We start from the raw sequence: 20,417 nt of genomic DNA, 5'->3' as shown, positions 1-20,417 counted from the left end.
CTTTCTGATGAAGAGTCTTTCTTTTCAAAATATTTATATATTAAATCATAAACTTCTTTGAAATTAAATTGATTATTATTGATTGCTGTTTTTAACTTCTCAAACTGTTTTTTTTGATTAATATAGTCATTCAATTTAATATTAACTTCATTCATTAACACTTTAATATCGCTCATATCTTGTATTAATTTAGTTTGATTATCAAACAAATAATAATTATTTTCTATATTTTCTTTAAATTCTTTCAATTTAGCAAGAAACTTGTTAGTTTCTTCTGTGCTAAATTCTAAACTTTCTAATTTATTTTTTAATATATTTGATTCATTAAATAATGATAATGCATCATTAAAAATAATGTGATAATTTCTTATTTTTTCAAAAAACCTGTTTTTTTCTTGTTCATTGTCCAAATTAGCTATAGTATTAACAAATTCATTTTTAATACTTTCTATTTGATTAGCACTCAGACTTGTAAAATCATTAACAATCTGGTTTGTTTGCTCAATAAAATTGTGAGTACTACTAATATATTTATCTAATTTTGTTCTTGTTAAATTATATTTAGAAATTGAATCATTGAATTCTTCAATATTATTGCTTCTTAAAACTAATAATAAGCAATCTTCTACTTGGGTTTTTATTGAATTAAGATTTGCCTTATAAATTTCTATACCTCAAATATTATTATTGAAAAGATTTCATGAATCTAAAACAATTTCGTCAACATTTTTATTTTCAATGGCCTTTATTTGAAAACTATTTAAAATCTTCTTTACTAATTCAATTTGATTTTTAAAATCAATATTTTTTTCATTAAAATTATCATTAAATAAATTTTGATTTAAAATTTTGAATTTGTTAATTATTGAATCTCATATAAAAGATAAATGGTTAGTTACTTGAATATGTTTTTCAAATTTATTAGATATATTATCATTGATATTTTTAAATATGGTTGATAAATCTTTAAAAATTGAAATTCAATCAGTATACATGTTATTTAACGTTTGAAATTTATTTTGAATTGAAGCAAATAATTCTTCATTATGTGAATCTTGGGCTTTGTTTATGTTGATTAAATTATTTAATTCCTCAACGATATATTTATTAACAGAAAAATTAAAAATATCTTTAACTGAATTATCTAAGAAAGCATTATTATCTTTAAATTTCAAGACAAAATTTTTATAGTCTGATAATTTTTTCATTCAAATAAGATTTGGTTGAACATACATTGTCTGATGTATTTCATTATATTTAGTTTCTTTATAAAAATCATTATGTGGTGTTAATTTATAAAAATAAAATTTTAGATTTTGATTATATTTTATTTTTTTTGATAATTTAATTTCTAGATTTTCACCAATTACTGATGAACCAATCAATTCATCTTCTAAATAAACATTGCAATGAAAATTCTTAGCACTTTGACTAAACTGAACAAAATCAGTATTATCTTGCAACGATGTAATTTCAATATTCTTATTTATTATAGGATCAAACAAATTTCTTGTAATTTCTTTTGGTTTGACAGCAAAATTTCTTTTAATAATTTCACTAACTAAATTTTCTACTGGAAAATCCATTGGCAAAATTCCTAATCTGACGATTTCAGGATGTTCTCTTAAATAATTTAATAGCCATGGGTTTAATTCTTTTGCAGTATATCAAGGTTTTTCTCCATTGGCTCTACTTATAAAATTAACATATGTTTTAAGATTGATTTCATTATTAGACATATTTAAAGTATCAGAAATTGCTACTTTTTTATTTTCATGATTAAGGTTATATAGGTCTTGAAAAATAATATTGTTATTTCTATAAAGTGGACCGAAATCAGCATTTGTAGTAATTAAATGATGAAAATGATTAAAAGTTAAGATTTTTCCTCTTAATTCTTTAACTGAAGGGTTTGCATTTTTATTTTTGTTACTGTTTTTGAATAAATAGTCATTATATTTAGGTTTCTTCATTACATTTAAAAAATATTTTTCTCATTCCCTATCTTCAGCCTTAACAGATGTATTTTCATCTTTAACACGAATAATAATAAATTCAGTGGGATGATTTTTTAAAAATTCAACAAAACTGTCTAAAGTTTTCTCTAAATTTTGATTGTTTGCTCAAACAACTCCGTGAGCCATTCACAATTCTGGATTTCTTGTCAATCTTAAATCAAAAAAACGAATTCCTAATTTTAATTGTTCAGCAAAATTTGCTCCTTGAGTAAGAGCATATCATTTTCCAAAAGTACAAGCAGCTCCTACACAATCAAACATGGCAGAATCATGAGTTCCTGGAATATTTAAATCACTTAATAATTTCTTGTCATTCAAATCGCTCATTCAATCTGATAAATCATGGGTAATATTATGACTATCATTGAATGATTTATTACCATTTAAATTTTCATTTGATAATTTAGCGCTAATTAAAGATGAGGCTGAACCTATTATAGCTATACTAGTTAAGAGTAGTTGATTTAGTTTTTTCATTATGTCCTTTCTAAAAAATCATACCAAAATTAATTTATAAGAAATTATAGAAAATAAATTATATTACCTTTTATTATAAAAAACCAAGATTAAATCTAATCTTGGGAATTTCAGGAATTTTAGTTATTTTTTTATACCTTTATTATGACATTTTCTGCATCTAGCTTCATATTCATTAAAGTTTCCTAATACTTGGGTTTCATCAGATTCGATTTTTCTAAATGAAGTAGAAGCAGCATGTTGGCAAACAACGCAAATGGCTTGTAATTTAGTTACCCTTTCAGCAATGGCCATTAATTGTGGCATTGGTCCAAAAGGTCTTCTTTTATAATCTTGATCTAACCCTGATATAATCACTAATAAGCCCTTATTAGCTAAATTGTCTGCTACTTCAATTAAATCATTACCAAAAAAATTAGCTTCATCAATTAAAACAGCTTGATAATCATCTTGCTTTAATAAATCATAAATTTGGTTAGCATTTTCAATTGTATGAGTTTTATGTCTAACCCCACATCTTGAGACAATTTCAGTTTCTGAAAACCGTTTATCAAAAACAGGTTTAACTACCAATGATTTAAATTTAGCATATTCTAAAATTCTTAATCTTTTTAATAATTCTTCACTTTTTCCACTAAACATTGGCCCAACAATGACCTCAATCATACCTTCATTAAATGTCTTGTACATAGCTCTCCCCTTTGGTAAATAAATTTTAATAAATTTAATTAATTTTTTAGAATATTTTTTTATTTTTTCTCTGGTTTTAGCAAATATATTAAAATTATAAAATATGAATCGAATTGAAGAATGATTAGAATTTTATAAAGATAATAAGAAAGCTACAAATCAAATTAAAAAAAACGCTTTGAAATATGGAAATGAAATTTATAATGATAGCAATTTAAAAGTTGTAAATAATGCTTTTGTTGCCCAATATTTATATTTACCTTTGGGTTTTAATGAATTAATAATTAAAAAAATTGCACAATGTTTTTTAAATTATTTACGTTTAAAAAACCTTGATATTGCAAATTATTATGTTGTTTTGGCAACTAATGATTATCAAAACCCAATTAAAAAACAGATTTTATCATATTTAAAAGAAGTCCTACAATCTTCAAAATTAAAAGTATTAGAATTTGAAAATAACAACAATTCGTCTTATTCATTTTTACAATACAGTATTTTAAAAATGGAAAATGTTGATTATGCTTTTTTTATTGATGATTTTTTAATTGAGCAAAAATATTTTGCTCTTAATATTTTAGCATGTCAAAATCCTGAATTACAACAAGAAATTATTAGTTATATTCAAAAGCAAATTAATGATTTATATTTTGAAGATATTAGTGATTTTCATGATGATTCTATTAAAATTAACACCTCAAAATTGATTAATGAATACATTAACGACATTTTAAATTTCAAATTTAACAAAAATGCTAATCGTATTATTAAATTGGGTATTATTCCTAATAAATCCAATAAACATTTGATTAGAAAAGCATTAGGGAGAGATGATATTTCTTATCAATTTCTTCATACACAGATTAATAATAAGCAAAATAAAATCATTTCATGACATCAAAAATTTGATTATATAATTCATTTTTTAAATGATGATCAATCAATTAAGATTTTTGCTCCTGAAAAAAAGGGGTTGAAAACAATTTATAAGTCAATTGAGTTTTCTAATCTTTTAGCAATATATCTAAATTTTATATACACCAATAAATCAAAAAACGAAAATTCCATTAAAATTGAAAATTTAATATATTCTTTTGGCACTAATAATTTTTTATTAAATTTCATTGCCAAAAAAATGGATTTAAATCAAAAAGAATTAAAATTATTAAAAAATGAAAAGGCCTTTAATATTCCCAATTTATTATATTTAGATGAAGAACAAAAATTTTTTATTACAAATCCAAAGATTAAAGAATTTGATCAACTTTTACAAGCAGTTATATTGGTTGATATGTTAAATTATTATAAAACCCAAAACATGAATATTACGAATTTAGAAAACGATTTAGAACAAGAAATTAATATCACCAATCTTTCGAAATTTGAAATTAAATCGTTAAATACCAATTTAGACCATTTTAAAACGAAATTATTTGCCCAAACTGAATTAGCCAAACTTAATTATAATGAATTAATTGACCTTTCTAAATATCAAAATGAAACAGAAAAATTTGTTGCCAAATATGAATTTGAAGAAGAAGAATGATTGGTTATTAAACAAGATTTAGTTAATGAAAGATTAGTTTTCTTTGTCAATGAAACAAAGAAAACAAAAAATAATATTAGCAATCGTTTGCAGAAATTCTTTTTAAGGTTTTTAAATAAATTTAATTTTAATTTTTCTTTAGATTAAAAAAAGTTGAAACACTATTAATCAGTTTTCAACTTTTTTTGTTCAGCGATTTCAATTGCTTTATTTGTTGTTTTAAAAGAAATTTTTGCAATTTGATTTAAAGTATCTATACCATAATGAAGAATAATTTCACTAGCTACTTCATCAACTATTTTGGATGCTCCTAATGGAAAAACTAAATTTCATTCTAGATTTTGTTTTTCCATTAATTTCAATAAATAATATCTAGCAATAATTGAAGCACAAGCAACTGATAAAGCCTTATCTTCCGCTTTGGTTTCCAATACAATTTGAACTTTTGGAATTTTTAATTTTATTCAATCGATATTATTTAATTTAAATAAATGATGATCAAAAATATTTCTTGAACTAGTATATTGATCAATAATGACAGAATTATTCAAATCATGTTTTTTAAGAAAATTGTTTAAGGAATTAATATGTAAAAGGGTTTTAATTTCATTGTTATTGATTTTGCTTTGAATTAATTTATTATAACCACCCTGTGTTAAAACAGTTTTTTGGAAATGGACTAAATTAATTAATAACGGGGCAATCTCACAGATTTTTTTATCACTTAATTTCTTACTGTCCTTAACATTTAATTCGATCACTTTTTGATAATTTTCTTTTGGAATAAAACAAGCAACTGAAACAATTGGAGAAAAATAATCACCTACTCCAGTTTCATCTATTCCAATAAAATCTTTAAATAATTCCATATCGATCATCATTTTATTGTTCTTCCTCTTCTGAATAGAAATTATCTGCACTTACAACTTGTAATTTATCTTTGTTTTTATTAGCACGAGTTAAACCCATTTTAATGTATTTTTCTGGGTTTCTTAAAAATGCATTAATGAAATATCCAACTGCACCCTCTTTATTCGTTTGTTTCATAACAACTGTTGATAATTGTTTAATAAAAGGCTCAGCATTTGCTGGCGCTACTCCAACATTTCCAACTTCGTACATTGAAGCGTCATTGAATGAGTCTCCAATAACAACAGTGTCTTGAATATCAATATTGTAGTATCTCATAATTAAGGAAATTACTTTTCCTTTACTTACTCCTATTGAAGTAATATCAAATACAGGGCTTAATCCAGCACCTTTTGATCATGATGAGAATTCACCTAAATCACCATATCTTTTTCTTAAATAGGTTAAAAGCTCAAAAACATCAGTATCCAATTTACAATCAAAAACAATTCCGGTTGGTTTTAAAGGTAATTTTTGTAAATTGATTTCTTCTCTAAATTTTGTCGCTTTATCAAAACCAAAGACTCTTTCTAAGTTTTCATCACGATGAGCAAGTTGAACTCAGTCCGGTCCTTCAATTGCATAATTTACAATTTCTTGTTTAACCTTAGGATCCCCTAAGATATATAGAACTTCATTTAAGTCTAAATATGAAATAGTAGGAATGAAAAATGGATCAATTGGGTTATGGATGTGTGCTCCGTTATAGTTTCCAACAATTGCATTAAGACCTAATTTTTCATAAATTGGTTTAGTAGATCTTCAAGGTCTACCAGTAATAATGCAGACAATATGCCCTTCTGCAACAGCTTTCTTAATTGCTTCCTCCGTCTTTGGATGTACAGTACCAGTTGCTGAATCAGCAAGCAGTGTTCCATCTAAATCTAAAGCAAAAAGAAATCTTCTTTTTTCTGAAATTTTGTTTTTTGCCATTATTATCCTTTGTGTAATTAAAATGTAAATTTATAAAATAAATTTTAACATAAATATTTGATATTTGTTTTAGTTAATCTCCAAGGGTAGATTATGGGTAGATTTCATTTATATTTACCAGTGTATCTCAAATCCCGATTTTTTCTTTTTGCGCTAGATTTTGTGCATGTTGTAATTGATTGAAAAATTCTTCATTATCAGTATAATATCGATTATTTTTATTGAGGGAAATATAAGCCATTTTTGCCTTACCTTTTCTTACTAATTCTAAATTTAAATTAAAGAAATTCTCTTTAATTTTTACAATTACAATCACCAATACTCTTCCGTATTTATCTTTGAAATCATGTGGATCTTTGGAATAAAAATTTCTTTGTGGAACAACATAAATTTCATCAGCGTCTTCCAATATTTTTTTAGAAAATAGACTTGCTATTTTTCCATATTTTTCTTGGATAGAATTTTTAGCATTATATTTTTCAGGCGTGTCTATCCCAACAAAGCGAAAACCCAATTCATCTAAATAAAAAGTGTCCCCATCAGCAATATTTGTTGGTTTAATTTTAGTCATCTTATTAATAGTTAAATTAGAAGAAACCTCATATTTAAGATTTTTTATTAAACTATAAAAACTAATGGTTTCAAATAGCCCAATTTGAATTGTTTTTTCAAATGTTAATAATAATTTCTGGTTGTTTTCTTGATAAGCTTCAAATTTTAATATTGCAATTTTTTGCTCTTTTTGAATTTTGGTTTCAATTAACTTGAAATTGATCTCATTGGTCTTAGATTTAAATGTGACTTTATCAATTACAATATTTTGTTCAGAATTTCGAAATTTAACATCAATAATTTCCAAATTATGAATAATTTTTTCTTTGGATTCTTTAGTGTTATTGCAACTTATAACAAGAACACTAGGTAAAGAAATTCCAATTATATTTCCTAAAGTTAGCAAACCTTTTAATAATTTTTTCATATTTAATTTTATTTTAATTCAATAAGTTTTTTCTTTTTAAAAATTAGTAAAAAATAAAAACAAAACTAGGAAACTCCTAGTCTTGCTATATTAGTATATGAATTGATTTTTTCTTAATCAATGTCTGGTCTTATTGTTGTTCAGGTGCCATTTTCATTTCTAAAGAAACGACCATCAATGGTTAGTAATTTATACAACTCGCCTCTTTTTATTTCCAACATTTTTTCATCTGATATTGATTCTATAGTTTCTTTTCTTCATTTAGAAAAAAGAATTTTTGCTGTTTCATCAAATAATTTTGCGAAATCAGCTTTACCATGAGAATTCAAAATAGATTCAGCAACGTCAGCCATTGTTCTTGCTTCCATATTAAACCCCTTTGTATTATTAAGAATTAATTATATAAAATTTATAGATAATTGAACACAATTTGATTGTGTGTAAGAAATAAGAAAAAGAAAGGGAGAAAAATAATCAATGATAAATTTCCTTATACAAATGATTATTTGAAAAATTTTAAAAAATAAAATAATAATAAGATATTGAAAAGTGATTTATTACGGAGATTTCACAATATTTACATACTCAAATTTAAGAAAAGAGTATAATTAAAGTTGTATAAATAAAACCCGATAAACCAAGGTAGCAATACCTATAGTCTCAATAATTTTGCAGACGTTATCATTTTACTACAAACTAACAAATCTTTTTTAAAATTGAAAATAGTTAGGGGGAAATTTATACAAAAAATTAAAAATCTTAAAATTTGAAAGGATACAAATATGTCTGTATTTGACAAACGCTTTAAAGGTATTCATGTTTACTCAGAAATTGGTGAATTACAAACCGTTTTAGTACACGAACCAGGAAGAGAAATTGACTACATTACTCCTGCTCGTTTAGACGAATTATTATTCTCAGCTATCTTAGAAAGTCACGATGCTAGAGCAGAACACAAAAAATTCGTTGCAACACTAAAAGAACAAGGAATTAACACTGTTGAACTAACAGATTTAGTTGCTGAAACATACGATTTAGCAAGTCAAGAAGCTAGAGATAACTTATTAGAAGAATTCTTAGATGACTCAGCTCCTGTTCTATCAGAAGAACACAAAGAAATTGTTAGAACATACTTAAAAGGTATTAAAGGTACAAGAAAATTAATCGAAACAATGATGGCTGGTATTACTAAATATGATTTAGGTATTGAAGCAGAACAAGAACTAATTGTTGACCCAATGCCAAACCTATACTTCACACGTGACCCATTTGCATCAGTTGGTAATGGTGTAACAATCCACTACATGAGATACAAAGTAAGACAACGTGAAACATTATTCTCAAGATTCATTTTCTCAAATCACCCACAATTAGTTAACACACCATGATACTACAACCCTGCTGAAGGATTATCAATCGAAGGTGGAGACGTATTTATTTACAACAATGACACCTTAGTAGTTGGTGTATCAGAAAGAACAGATTTACAAACCATTACTTTATTAGCTAAAAACATTAAAGCTAACGAAGAATGTGAATTCAAACGTATCGTTGCAATTAACGTTCCAAAATGAACAAACTTAATGCACTTGGATACATGATTAACAATGTTAGACACAAACAAATTCTTATACTCACCAATCGCTAACGACGTATTTAAATTCTGAGACTACGATCTAGTTAATGGCGGAGACGAACCTCAACCAGTAGATAATGGTTTACCTCTAAATGAATTACTAAAATCAATCATTGGTGAAGAACCTATCTTAATTCCTATTGCTGGAGATGGTGCTACTCAAATTGAAATCGAAAGAGAAACTCACTTTGATGGAACAAACTACTTAGCAATTGCACCTGGAGTTGTTATTGGATATTCACGTAATGAAAAAACCAATGCTGCTTTAGAAGCTGCTGGAATTAAAGTATTACCATTTAAAGGACACCAATTATCTTTAGGTATGGGAAATGCACGTTGTATGTCAATGCCTCTATATCGTAAAGATGTTAAATAAAAATCCATTTATAGTAAAAGGCCTGTAGGAAACTACAGGTTTTTTATTCAAGAAAACATTATATGATTGTTTCTATTTTTTAATTTATTGTAAATTATTAAAATTAATATAGAATTTTAATATGGAAGGTTTTAAATGAAAAAAAGAAAACAAGAATTAAATATACTAAAAAAGGCTGAAATTAAATCACTTTGATTTTGAATTTTATCAATGTGTATTGCTGCTGGATGTTTGTTATTATTAGCATATGTTGGCATCATTTTAAAAAATAATTATGCAAACACTCCGTCTTTAGAAAGAATTAACGATGTTGTTTTAACAACATTTATTGGGATTGTTATTGGTCTTGGATTGGTTATCTTTTCCTTTATTTTCCTAAATGTATTTAAAAAATTACATATTAAAGATTTTTTTGAATACTATTGTTATTTAAATTCTTTGAAAAACAAGTCAAAGTTGATTTTAATAAAAGATAAAAGAATTATTGAATTTTATTCAGTTAAAAAACAATATTTAACTCGAACCCAATTTATTGATGTGTTAGCCGAAATTTTTAATTATTCTAAAACTTCATTGGAATATAAAAACCTAATCAATGAAGTTGTTGAAGATTTTGCTAAACATATGTTTTTAGATCCTAATTTCAAAATGCAAAAACGCAGTGGTTTAATTAAAGCGGTTGTTTTTGAATTTGTTATTCCATTGCTAGTAAACATCATTATTATTGTCTTTTTAATTGTTTATAATTGAAAATTACAACAAGGTTCTTTAAAAGCTCTATCAAGATTTTTAATTATTTGCATTAACATTATTTTTACTTTATCAATATCACTTTTTGTATACGAATTGTATTTAATTAAACATGTAAAAAATGTAAAAAGTTTTAATGATTATTATTTCTTATCTTTCAATAATTATTCTTTTAAATATTTAAATTCTTCATGAGTTCAATCATATTAGTTGCATGATTCTATTTCAAAATGAAATAGAATTTTTTTTATTGATTATTGTTATAATTTATGCGACTTTAGAATTTAATTTTAAAGTCATGTTTTTAAAATCTTAAAGAAAGGAAAGTTATGAACGACGAACAATTAACTACTACCACTAGTACCAAGAAAAAAATCGGCTTTTTCTCAGCGATTTTACTTGTTATGGGTGGTTCAATAGGTGTTGGAATTTACTTACGGGCAAAATCAGTTCTATCTGCTTCAGCTGGTAATTTAGTTTGAGCTGTTATGATCTGATTAATCGCTGGTTTTTCAGTTATTGTTATGGCTTTAGCATTAGTTGAAGTAACCTCTGGACGTAATGACAACTTAGGTATAATTGGATGGTCAAAAGCATTTAACACTCTTTATATTTATAAGGGATGTAAATTCTTCATGGTATTTATTTATTTACCATTCTAATTCTTCTTCATGCCTTATTATGCTATCTTACAATTCCAAGATGGTTTCGGTGGATTAGGTGTTGATACAACATTTGGTGGCTCACAAGCTGCTCCTTGATTCTATTTCTTAATTGGTTTAGCAATCACTGTATATTTCTTATTAACCTCTGGTCTATCTTCACGTATCGGTAATATCCAAAACTGAATCGTTATGTCAGTTAAGTTTATTCCATTAGTAGTTGCTGTGATCATTGGTTTTGCCTTTGCTGGTAGAAATGGTGTTGATTACCAAAGAGTTACTTTAGCTTCATTATTTGATTCTGAAAGTTTAACATTATTTGGCCTTTCACCATTCTTTGCCTTCTTTAGTGCAATGGGTGGAATTTTCTTCGCCTTTGACCAATTCTATGCTGCTGCTGGAATTCAATCAGAAATGAAACACCCTGAAAAAACTGGAGCCGCTTTAGTTTACGGTCTTTCAGGAATGACATTCATTTTTATCTTAATTGCTATTGCAATGTCTGTTGGTGCTAAAACCGGAGGATTCTATGACTACGGAGATCTTTTAGGAGATGCTGGTTATAGTTGAGCCTTTGGTGTAATCAACATCATGATTGCCATTGGTGTGTTAGGTGTGCTAAATGGTTTTGCGCTATGATGTACAAGATATGTAGAAGATCTTGTAAAAGAAGGAGAATTACAAATTCCTTCAAGAGCATATAAATATATGTTAAATTCAAAACTACCAGTTGTTGGTATGGTATTCTCATTAGTATTATCATTACCACTAGTTTTACTATTTACTATTTTAGGTGCTTATTTTTACAAGGACTTCTCAGAATATGGAACAGGTTATGGATATAAAATTGGAGAATTATTATCATTCTCAGACTTATTAGCTAACTGAACTGCTGTTATTGCTTATTCATTTATTGCATTCGCCATTGTTGGATGCATTAAGAACAGAAAACAAAACTTCATTCCAGTTGTTAAAAATAAACATACTATTTGAGCAGGATACACCTCAGTATCAATCGTTCTTGTTGTTATGATCTTCTTAATCCTTGACCCTATTATTTCAATTGGTATAGCTGGTTCATCATACATGGCTGGAAATGAAGCTGCTAAATCAACTTTAATTGCACAAGGATTATTAGTATTAGTATTTATTGTGTTTATGGCAATTATTTTTGGACCAATTCCTGTTGAAAAATGATTGGCAAAAAGAACATTAATGAAATTAAGAAACAAATGAGAAAATGAAAAAGATATCATGACATTTAGAGAAATGGAAGATGTTCAAAATGGTATTAAACTATCTGAATCTATTCTAAAAACTTTCAAAGAAGCGCGTTTAGCATAAATATATACAAAAATAAATAGGGTGTTTTAAACACTCTATTTTTCATTTATTTTAATTTTTATTTGTCAAAAGAAACAAAAAAAATTGCCCAAACAAGGATAAAAAAATGTCTTTTTTCATTTTTGTTTTTATTTATAAATAAAATTAACTTTTTAACTTTACAATTAAAAAGATACTTTAAAATCGCTTAACAAATCAAGCGAGTATCATTCTGGATTTGTAAAACTTAAATATATATTTAACTTTTAGAAAGGAAAAACTAATGAACGACGAACAATTAGTTGTTACATCCGACAATAAGAAAAAAATTGGCTTTTTCTCAGCTATTCTTCTTGTTATGGGTGGTTCAATAGGTGCCGGAATTTTCCTACGTGCTAAATCAGTTCTTCAAGCAGGAGCTGGAAACATCGTTTGAGCAATTATGATTTGATTAATTGCAGGATTTAGTGTTGTAGTTATGGCTTTAGCACTTGTTGAAGTTGCATCAGGACGTAATGATAACTTAGGTATAATTGGTTGATCTAAAGCATTTAACACCCTTTACATTTACAAGGGATGTAAATTCTTTATGACTTACATTTACTTACCATTCTCATTCTTCTTCATGCCATATTACGTAATTCTACAATTCCAAGACGGATTTGGAGCATTAGGTGTTAACATCAATTTTGGTGGCTCAACAGCAGCACCTTGATTCTACTTCCTAATTGGTATGGCAATTACCCTATACTTCCTATTCACTGCAGGATTATCTTCACGTATGGGTAATATCCAAAACTGAATCGTTATGTCAGTAAAATTCATTCCATTAGTAGCTGTTGTTATTGTTGGATTTGCTTTTGCTGGAGTTAACGGTGTTACTTACAATAGAGTTACTCTTTCAAGCTTATTTGAAGGTTCAAGTTTAACTTTATTTGGTATGTCTCCATTCTTTGCTTTCTTCCAAGCTATGGGTGGTATCTTCTTTGCATTTGACCAATTCTATGGTGCTGCTGGAATTCAATCAGAAATGAAAAACCCTGAAAAAACTCCTGCTGCTTTAGTTTATGGTCTATCAGCAATGACTGGTATTTACATTATTATTGCTATTGCTATGACCTTAGGTGCTAAAACCGGAGGATTCTACGACTATGGTGATTTATTAGGTGGCGTAGGACACAGCTGAGCATTTGGTGTAATTAACATCATGATTGCTATTGGTATCTTAGGAATTCTAAATGGATTCTCAATGTGATGTACAAGATGAGTTGAAGACCTTGTTAAAGAAGGTGAACTACAAATTCCTGGTAAAGCTTACAAATACATGTTAAACTCAAAAGCTCCAGTTGTTGGTATGTTATTCTCATTAATCTTATCATTACCATTAGTTCTATTATTTACTATTTTAGGAGCATATCTATACAAAGACTTCGGAGGTTATGGAGATTCTCCATTAACTAACGAATGATACTATGGATACAAGATCGGTGCTTTATTGTCATTCTCAGACTTATTGGCTAACTGAACTGCTGTTTTAGCTTATGTATTCATCGCATTCGCAATCATTGGATGCATCAAGAACAGAAAACAAAACTTCATTCCAGTTGTTAAAAATAAACACACCATTTGAGCTGGATACACCTCAGTATCAATCGTTCTAGCTGTTATGTTATTCTTAATTTTAGACCCAGTTGTTTCAGTATTCATAGCAGGTTCTGCTTTAGCTGCTGATGCTAAAAATGAAGATGCTCAAACTACTTTAATTTCACAAGGTCTATTAGTAGCTGTATTTATTCTATTTATGGGTGTAATCTTCGGACCTACTCCAATTGAAAAATGAAATGCAAAAAGAATAATCTTAAAATTAAGAAACAAATTAGCAAACGAAAAAGACTTAATGACTGCTTCAGAAATCGAAGCTGCTAAATTGGAATTAGAACTAAACTTAGAAGTTTTAAAAACTTTTAAAGAAGCTCGTTTAGCTTAATAAAATTAAAACAAAAATAGAGCCTATTAATTAAGGCTCTATTTCTTTTTCCTTATTTTTTCCTATTTTTTTGTTTTAAAACAATAATGAAATTAAAATGAAATATGAAGGAGGAAAATGGAAGGTTTTGAAAAATTAAATGAACAAGAATTAAATGAATATGAAGGTGGTTTTGCTATTTCTTCAGTAATTAGTGCAATTATTTCTTTTATTCCTACTGGAATTTCGATTGCTTCTTCAATTGCTGGATTAGTTAAATCCGTTAATTCGCCAAAAGGAGAAATTAAAACTAAAGATTTAAATTTTAAATGAGATAGTTCTCAACCTAATATTGAATTTAGCACAATGCTTCATTATTGCAATTAAAAAACAGGAAATTCCTGTTTTTTTATAACAAATCTTATTTAGCAGTTTGTTTAGACTTTTCTAATATTTTGTTAAATCTTTCTACACGACCACGGGCTTTAACTGTTGAACGATCACCGGTGTAGAAAGCGTGACAATTAGAACATACATCTAAAGAAATTTTTTCTGCTGTTGATCCAAATTCATGTTCAGCATTACATGAAGTACATGTTGCTTTAACTTGTGAATATTGTGGATGAATGTCTTTTTTCATATATGCTCCTATATAGATTTATAAAATATGTTAATTAACTGTTAAGTATTTTACCATAAAAAAGATTTTAGATTATTTTATTTTTTTAAGATTTTCCCATTTTCAATTGTTGATTTCAGGTAGGTCATAACCATATTCACGAATATAAGCGGTGTGTTCTTCAATTTTTTGGTCCATTTGTTGCATAAACTCTTTACCATTGTTGCCAAAAACTCTTTCAATTGCATCTTTGGCAATGTGGAATCTGTCCATATGACTTAATTGACGAATATCAAAACTTGTAGTAATATCACCATTTTCTCTATAACCATGAATAATTAAATTGTGATTATGACGAACAAAGAAAATGTCTCTAATTAATCCTTCAAAACCGTGGAAAGCAAAGATAATTGGTTTATTTTTTGTAAACACTTTATCAAATTCTTCATCACTAATTCCACGAGGATCTAATTTTGGATGTCTCAATTTCAATAAATCTAATACATTGACAAATCTAATTTTTAAATCTGGATAAGCTTTATTGATAATAGAAATAGCAGCTAGAGTTTCTAAGTTTGGTTCAACCCCAGAAGCTACAAAAACAACATCTGGTTCTTCATTAATTGAAACATTTGAAGCTCAGTCGATTACTTTATAACCTTTCTCAACCATTTCTCTAGCTTCAGCAATTGAATAGAATTGGTCTCTTGGTTGTTTTGAAGCAACAATTAAATTAATTACATTTCTTTCTTTAAATGCTTTTTCCATTGTTGCTAATAAACAGTTAGAATCAGCAGGTAAATATTCCCTAATTAATTCTGGTCTTTTATCTGCTAAATGTCCTAAAATCCCCGGATCTTGGTGTGTATAACCATTGTGATCTTGTTGGAAAGCAGTAGAAGTAGCAATCACATTTAATGATGGAAAATCAGCTCTTCAAGGCAATTCTAATGATTTCTTCATTCATTTCATATGTTGAGTTAACATTGAGTCAATAACTCTTAAGAATGATTCATAACTTGCAAAGATTCCATGACGACCTGTAATTACATATCCTTCTAGAAAACCTTCTGCTTGGTGTTCAGAAAGTTGTGAATCAATAACTCTACCTTCAGGTGACATTCATTCATCTAATTTAGTGTCATATGGTTCTAGTCATTGTCTTTTAGTTACATTGAATACATCATACATTCTGTTTGATTTAGTTTCATCTGGTCCAAAGATTCTGAAATTATCTTTATTTAAAGTAATCAATTGTGTAAATCATTTACCTAATTGAACCATATCTTGATTTTTAATTGAACCGGGTTTATCAAATTTTAGAGCAAATTCTTCTCAATTTCCTAAGTTTAACACATGGGGATTAATTCCACCGTTGGTAATAGGATGCATTGCCATTCTTTTGCTACCTTTAGGCGCTAATGCTTGAATTTCTTCTAAAATTCTTCCGTTTTCATCAAATAATTCTTCTGGTTTATATGATCTTAGTCAATCTTCTAATTTATCAACATGTTTCATATTTAAACCACTTACTGGAATTGGAACTTGGTGTGCTCTAAATCCACCTTCAACTGCTTCACCATTTCATTCTTTTGGTCCAGTTCACCCTTTTGGTGTTCTGACAAGTAAAACAGGTCAAGCAGGTCTTTTTGCTTCACTTGCAGGTTTTTTTCTTGCTTCTGTTTGAATGGCAAGAATTTTTTCAATTGCTTCATCTAATTTTGAAGCCATAATTTTATGCATTTCTTTTGGGTCACTACCTTCAACGAAAATTGGATCTCATCCAGCTCCCATGAAGTAATTCGTTAGTTCGGCATTAGATTTTCTAGCCAAAATGGTTGGGTTTGAAATTTTTCCACCATTTAAATGAAGAATAGGCAATACAGCTCCATCATTTACAGGGTTGATGAATGCATTTGAGAATCAACCGGCACATAGTGGACCAGTTTCTGCTTCTCCATCCCCGATAACAGTAGCTGCAATTACATTAGGGTTATCTAAAATTGCACCTGTTGCATGGCTTAAAGCATATCCAAGTTCTCCACCTTCATGAATTGAACCAGGTGTTTCTGGTGCAGCATGACTTGCTGTTCCACCAGGGAATGAGAATCTTTTAAACATTTTCTTCATTCCTTCTTCATTTTGTGAGATTTCTGGATAGATTTCTGAATATGAACCATCTAGATATGAGTTTGAAATCATAACTTGTCCACCATGTCCAGGACCTTCAATGTAAAACATTTCTAGATCATATTTGTTAATAACTCTATTTAAGTGTGTGTAAATAAAGTTTTGTCCAGGAATTGTTCCTCAGTGACCGATTGGATATAATTTAACGTCATCAGCAGTTAATGGTTTTCTTAACAAAGGATTGTTTCTTAAGTAAATTTGTCCTACACTAATGTAGTTAGCTGCTCTAAATCATTTATCCATTAAATTAAAATATTCTTGCGTATCAAAAATATTTTTTTTCATTTTTCACCTCTTATTAAATTATTGTTTTTGTAAATTATCTTAAAACGTTTTTAATATATTAAAAAATAACTTGTATTAATTTTACCCTAACTTTATTTAAAAACAAAGATTTTGATTGTATTTTGATAATAAACACGTTAGGAATTGTAATTTTTTAGTTTTTCATTTATCTTGACAATAATATATTAATATATGAATATATTAAATAAAAAGAGAGAGGAAAATTACAAATAGAATATGTATGATGTAGTTGTTAAACAAAACGAAAATCAATATTTGCTAAATAAATTCAGTTTTTTAAATAAACAAATGTTAAAAATAAACAAAGATTTTAATTTAGAAAAATACATTGATTATTTTAGTTTGGAAATGTATAAATATCATAAAGAACAACATTATGAAATCAAAAACATGAGACTTGTGTATGATAATTATTTAAATCCATACATAATGGTTGAATATAATCCAATAGGTATGATTCTATTTTCAATGATTAATAATGAATCTGTTGTTTTAGACTTATTCAACACCCATAATGTTTTAGAACAATTTAATGAGGATGATAAATTACTTTTTAATTTCGATGACTTTTCAGTTAAAAAAGTTTATTTTCCAAAAGGAATATTAAATGTTGAAAATGAAATTAAAGATAAATTAAAAAATAATGTTATTGATATTAATGAGACAATTAAAAACAATCAATTAATAGACATTGAAAAAAAATTAAGACTCTCAAAATGAAAGTTGAAGATGGGAACTCCGGCAGAAAGTTACTCATATGATTCTTCAAAAATAATAAAAGCTGAGAAAGAAGTTTCAAATGCATGATGATTTAAGACTGCTGTTGATGATGATGATTTTGGTTATGCAGATGATAGAGATAGTGTTTTACCACCAGGAAGATCTAAAGGCCTTTGTCATTACGTTGCTGGTGCTATGCTTTTACAATATGCTGAATTTTTTTGAAGTAGTGATGTATTTAGTGAAAATCAATATAACAAATATTTTGGGAGTATGGGTAATAATTTAAAAATTAGAAATTATGGAAATAAAATGAAAATTGAATGTCCCAGAATTAATACTAGGTTAACAGTCGATTTATATGAAAATAAAAAATATGGTAATGGAGCTAAGGCTACAACTTCCGTTTATTTTAGAGATGCACTTATTGGTTTTTTAAATAATTCAGAACAAGAAAATTATACTAAGAAACCAAATGTAACTTTTCATAGAAGAAGCGCTGGTTGAATAAAACCTTGAAAATGAATTAGAGATGATAAACCATGCATTGTCTTTGGATTAGTACCAGGATTTGATGGAATAAAAAATTGACATGCTGTTACAGTTTATGGTTTATTTGATAACGGAAATAAAGTGTTATGTCACTATGGTTGATCTAATAAATCTCAAGTAATATTGTCAACAAGTTTATCTGGACAATTGTGATTGATAGGAATGAGTAAAACCGGAAATGACATGCCACCAAAAAAATATTTTAAATATAATAATAACTTTTATTCAGGACCAGAAATCACTGAAATTTTAAGAAAGATGGATAATGAATAATTCTTATTTTAGTTTTGCAAACGATTTATCTTTTAATAAAAGTCAGAATAAAAAAACACATTATATTTTAAATATTTCGTCATTTGTTTTAATAGTAATTTTTGGAACAACAAATTTTATATATGGTTTAAAAAATTCTTTGTTTTTACAAGCAAATATTATTATCAATAACGGTATTAATATATTGATACCATGAATGATTATTTCAATAATTTCAATACTTGCATTATTGATAATTGGAACGTTAAATTATTTATTAAAATGTAATGATAAAAATTCAATAAATAAATTTAATGCTAATTGAATAAAAACTATTGTATTTGTGTCATTTTTTGCGTTTATAATTTCATTTTTAATGGTGATTTTTCCATCACAATTTAATGAATTTATTGGAAATATTTTAGTTGTTACAAATGCATTTTTACTTGTTAATATGTTAAGTGTTTGATTTGTTTTAATGAACAACGCAAATCAAGAAATATTAGTTAAAACGAATCTAGTTAAATATTACAAAATTGATTCAATTGTAAGACAGGTTTTTATATTTGTGAATGCAGTAATTTTATTTACAATGTTGTTTATCGAAATTATTAGTCAATCTAGAAATTTCACATACATTTTGTTTTATGCTATATTATTTATTCCCATTGTATTATTAGTTATCTTTTGGATTACTCAAATAATTTACACCTTCATAGTTTTAAGAAAAACAACACCTCAAAAACCTTGAATCGTTTTATTAACAATCGGTTTTTATAATCCGGTTTTAAAATAACACCTCATATTTTCAAAAAAAGAATGATTAAATTAGATTTAAATATTCAATTAATCATTCATAAATGTTTAATGATATAACCTCTTTATTTGCCAAAAATTGAGAGGATTTTTTATATAAAATCATTTTTTAATAATCTAGGTTATTTTAAATAAAAAACATAAATATAGTTGCTAAGGTAAAAAATATTTAAAATTATTTTAATTTTTAGCTATTTGCTGCTCATTTTATAAATAAAAAATTCAAAATCATTTAAAAAAAATGGTTTTTGGTATAATTAACACTGCAACTACAACTTTGAAACATAAGGTTACGGTATTCCGAGCTTAGTTGTTGTTCGTCTCGGATATTGAAAAATTTATGTGGAGTTAGTTCAAAATAAATGAACAAGGAGAACAATATGCAATTACAAATTAAAATCAAATCTTTTGATGCTTATCAAATTGATGACGCTGCTAAAAAAATTGTTTTATTAGCTAAAAGTGAAAAAGCTAAAGTTAGTGGACCTATTCCATTACCTACTAAAAAAGAAATTATTACAATTTTAAGAAGTGTTCACGTTAATAAAAAATCTCGTGAACAATTTGAAAGCAGAACTCACAAACGTTTAATCATTTTAGACAATGTAAGTGAAACATTAGTAGATAAAGCTAAAAGATTAGAACTTCCTGCCGGAGTTCAAATCAACATTAAATCTGTTAACTAAAACAGACTTTT

General features: G+C 27.0%; 18 protein-coding genes. 10 read left to right on the top strand and 8 right to left on the bottom strand.

From position 1 onward, the window contains the following. Together T401_RS06820 and T401_RS0102035 are read right to left on the bottom strand one after the other, a co-directional pair. Positions 1–2,495: phosphatidylinositol-specific phospholipase C domain-containing protein (locus T401_RS06820; RefSeq protein WP_033178824.1), on the bottom strand; the 2,495-nt coding region annotated here is incomplete at its 3' end. A gap of 123 nt (positions 2,496–2,618) precedes the next feature. Beyond that, positions 2,619–3,185 (bottom strand): thymidine kinase, encoded by a 567-nt coding sequence (locus T401_RS0102035; protein WP_033178823.1) that lies wholly within the window; start codon positions 3,183–3,185, stop codon positions 2,619–2,621. A 103-nt stretch (positions 3,186–3,288) separates the two neighbouring features. On the opposite strand from T401_RS0102035, the gene T401_RS06815 reads away from it, so the two are divergent. Further along, a complete protein-coding gene (locus T401_RS06815) occupies positions 3,289–4,878 on the top strand; it encodes a hypothetical protein (protein ID WP_033178822.1) in 1,590 nt (529 codons plus the stop codon). A 17-nt stretch (positions 4,879–4,895) separates the two neighbouring features. On the opposite strand, the gene T401_RS0102025 is transcribed toward T401_RS06815, so the two are convergent. The 4 genes from T401_RS0102025 to rpoE form a co-directional block, all read right to left on the bottom strand. Then, positions 4,896–5,600, bottom strand: a complete 705-nt coding sequence (locus T401_RS0102025; RefSeq protein ID WP_274541135.1) for a ribonuclease HIII — start codon at positions 5,598–5,600, stop codon at positions 4,896–4,898. 13 nt (positions 5,601–5,613) lie between these two features. Then, positions 5,614–6,573 (bottom strand): Cof-type HAD-IIB family hydrolase, encoded by a 960-nt coding sequence (locus T401_RS06810; protein WP_033178820.1) that lies wholly within the window; start codon positions 6,571–6,573, stop codon positions 5,614–5,616. A gap of 91 nt (positions 6,574–6,664) precedes the next feature. Beyond that, positions 6,665–7,552 (bottom strand): thermonuclease family protein, encoded by an 888-nt coding sequence (locus tag T401_RS06805; RefSeq protein ID WP_033178819.1) that lies wholly within the window; start codon positions 7,550–7,552, stop codon positions 6,665–6,667. Positions 7,553–7,665: 113 nt separating this feature from the next. After that, positions 7,666–7,920, bottom strand: a complete 255-nt coding sequence (gene rpoE, locus T401_RS06800; RefSeq protein ID WP_033178818.1) for a DNA-directed RNA polymerase subunit delta — start codon at positions 7,918–7,920, stop codon at positions 7,666–7,668. Between the two features lie 414 nt (positions 7,921–8,334). On the opposite strand from rpoE, the gene arcA reads away from it, so the two are divergent. From arcA to T401_RS0101985, 6 genes are all read left to right on the top strand, one after another. After that, entirely contained in the window at positions 8,335–9,564 is a 1,230-nt protein-coding gene (gene arcA / locus T401_RS0102005; protein WP_033178817.1) for an arginine deiminase, read from the top strand. A 135-nt stretch (positions 9,565–9,699) separates the two neighbouring features. Continuing rightward, positions 9,700–10,524: a hypothetical protein gene (locus T401_RS0102000; protein WP_033178816.1), complete on the top strand. Its 825-nt coding sequence runs from the start codon at positions 9,700–9,702 to the stop codon at positions 10,522–10,524. A gap of 119 nt (positions 10,525–10,643) precedes the next feature. After that, positions 10,644–10,976, top strand: a complete 333-nt coding sequence (locus T401_RS06795) for an amino acid permease (RefSeq protein ID WP_274541134.1) — start codon at positions 10,644–10,646, stop codon at positions 10,974–10,976. Positions 10,977–10,985: 9 nt separating this feature from the next. Next, complete coding sequence (locus T401_RS03305) at positions 10,986–12,320, top strand: amino acid permease (protein ID WP_274541132.1); 1,335 nt, start codon at positions 10,986–10,988, stop codon at positions 12,318–12,320. Positions 12,321–12,582: 262 nt separating this feature from the next. Beyond that, a complete protein-coding gene (locus T401_RS0101990; RefSeq protein WP_033178815.1) occupies positions 12,583–14,286 on the top strand; it encodes an APC family permease in 1,704 nt (567 codons plus the stop codon). 117 nt (positions 14,287–14,403) lie between these two features. Beyond that, entirely contained in the window at positions 14,404–14,652 is a 249-nt protein-coding gene (locus tag T401_RS0101985; protein WP_033178814.1) for a hypothetical protein, read from the top strand. 34 nt (positions 14,653–14,686) lie between these two features. Here T401_RS0101985 and rpmE read toward each other — a convergent pair whose 3' ends face one another. Both rpmE and T401_RS0101975 read right to left on the bottom strand, forming a co-directional pair. Beyond that, positions 14,687–14,905, bottom strand: coding sequence for a 50S ribosomal protein L31 (gene rpmE, locus T401_RS0101980; protein WP_033178813.1), 219 nt, complete (start codon positions 14,903–14,905; stop codon positions 14,687–14,689). A 72-nt stretch (positions 14,906–14,977) separates the two neighbouring features. After that, positions 14,978–17,359, bottom strand: a complete 2,382-nt coding sequence (locus T401_RS0101975; RefSeq protein ID WP_033178812.1) for a phosphoketolase family protein — start codon at positions 17,357–17,359, stop codon at positions 14,978–14,980. Positions 17,360–17,596: 237 nt separating this feature from the next. Between T401_RS0101975 and T401_RS06790 the strand changes: the two genes are divergently transcribed. The 3 genes from T401_RS06790 (at position 17,597) to rpsJ (ending at position 20,406) form a co-directional block, all read left to right on the top strand. Then, on the top strand, positions 17,597–18,925 hold the full coding sequence (locus T401_RS06790) for a putative cysteine peptidase (RefSeq protein ID WP_052169654.1): 1,329 nt from the start codon (positions 17,597–17,599) through the stop codon (positions 18,923–18,925). After that, positions 18,918–19,700: a hypothetical protein gene (locus T401_RS06785; protein WP_033178811.1), complete on the top strand. Its 783-nt coding sequence runs from the start codon at positions 18,918–18,920 to the stop codon at positions 19,698–19,700. The genes T401_RS06790 and T401_RS06785 overlap by 8 nt, the downstream gene beginning before the upstream one ends. Positions 19,701–20,100: 400 nt before the next feature. Next, on the top strand, positions 20,101–20,406 hold the full coding sequence (rpsJ, locus tag T401_RS0101960; protein WP_033178810.1) for a 30S ribosomal protein S10: 306 nt from the start codon (positions 20,101–20,103) through the stop codon (positions 20,404–20,406). Positions 20,407–20,417 lie beyond the last annotated feature (11 nt).

This window comes from Mycoplasma anseris ATCC 49234, from assembly GCF_000702805.1.
GTDB lineage: Bacteria > Bacillota_I > Bacilli_A > Mycoplasmatales > Metamycoplasmataceae > Metamycoplasma > Metamycoplasma anseris.
Note: the sequence above shows the minus strand (reverse complement) of the source record. Positions and strands in the feature narration are given on the sequence as shown.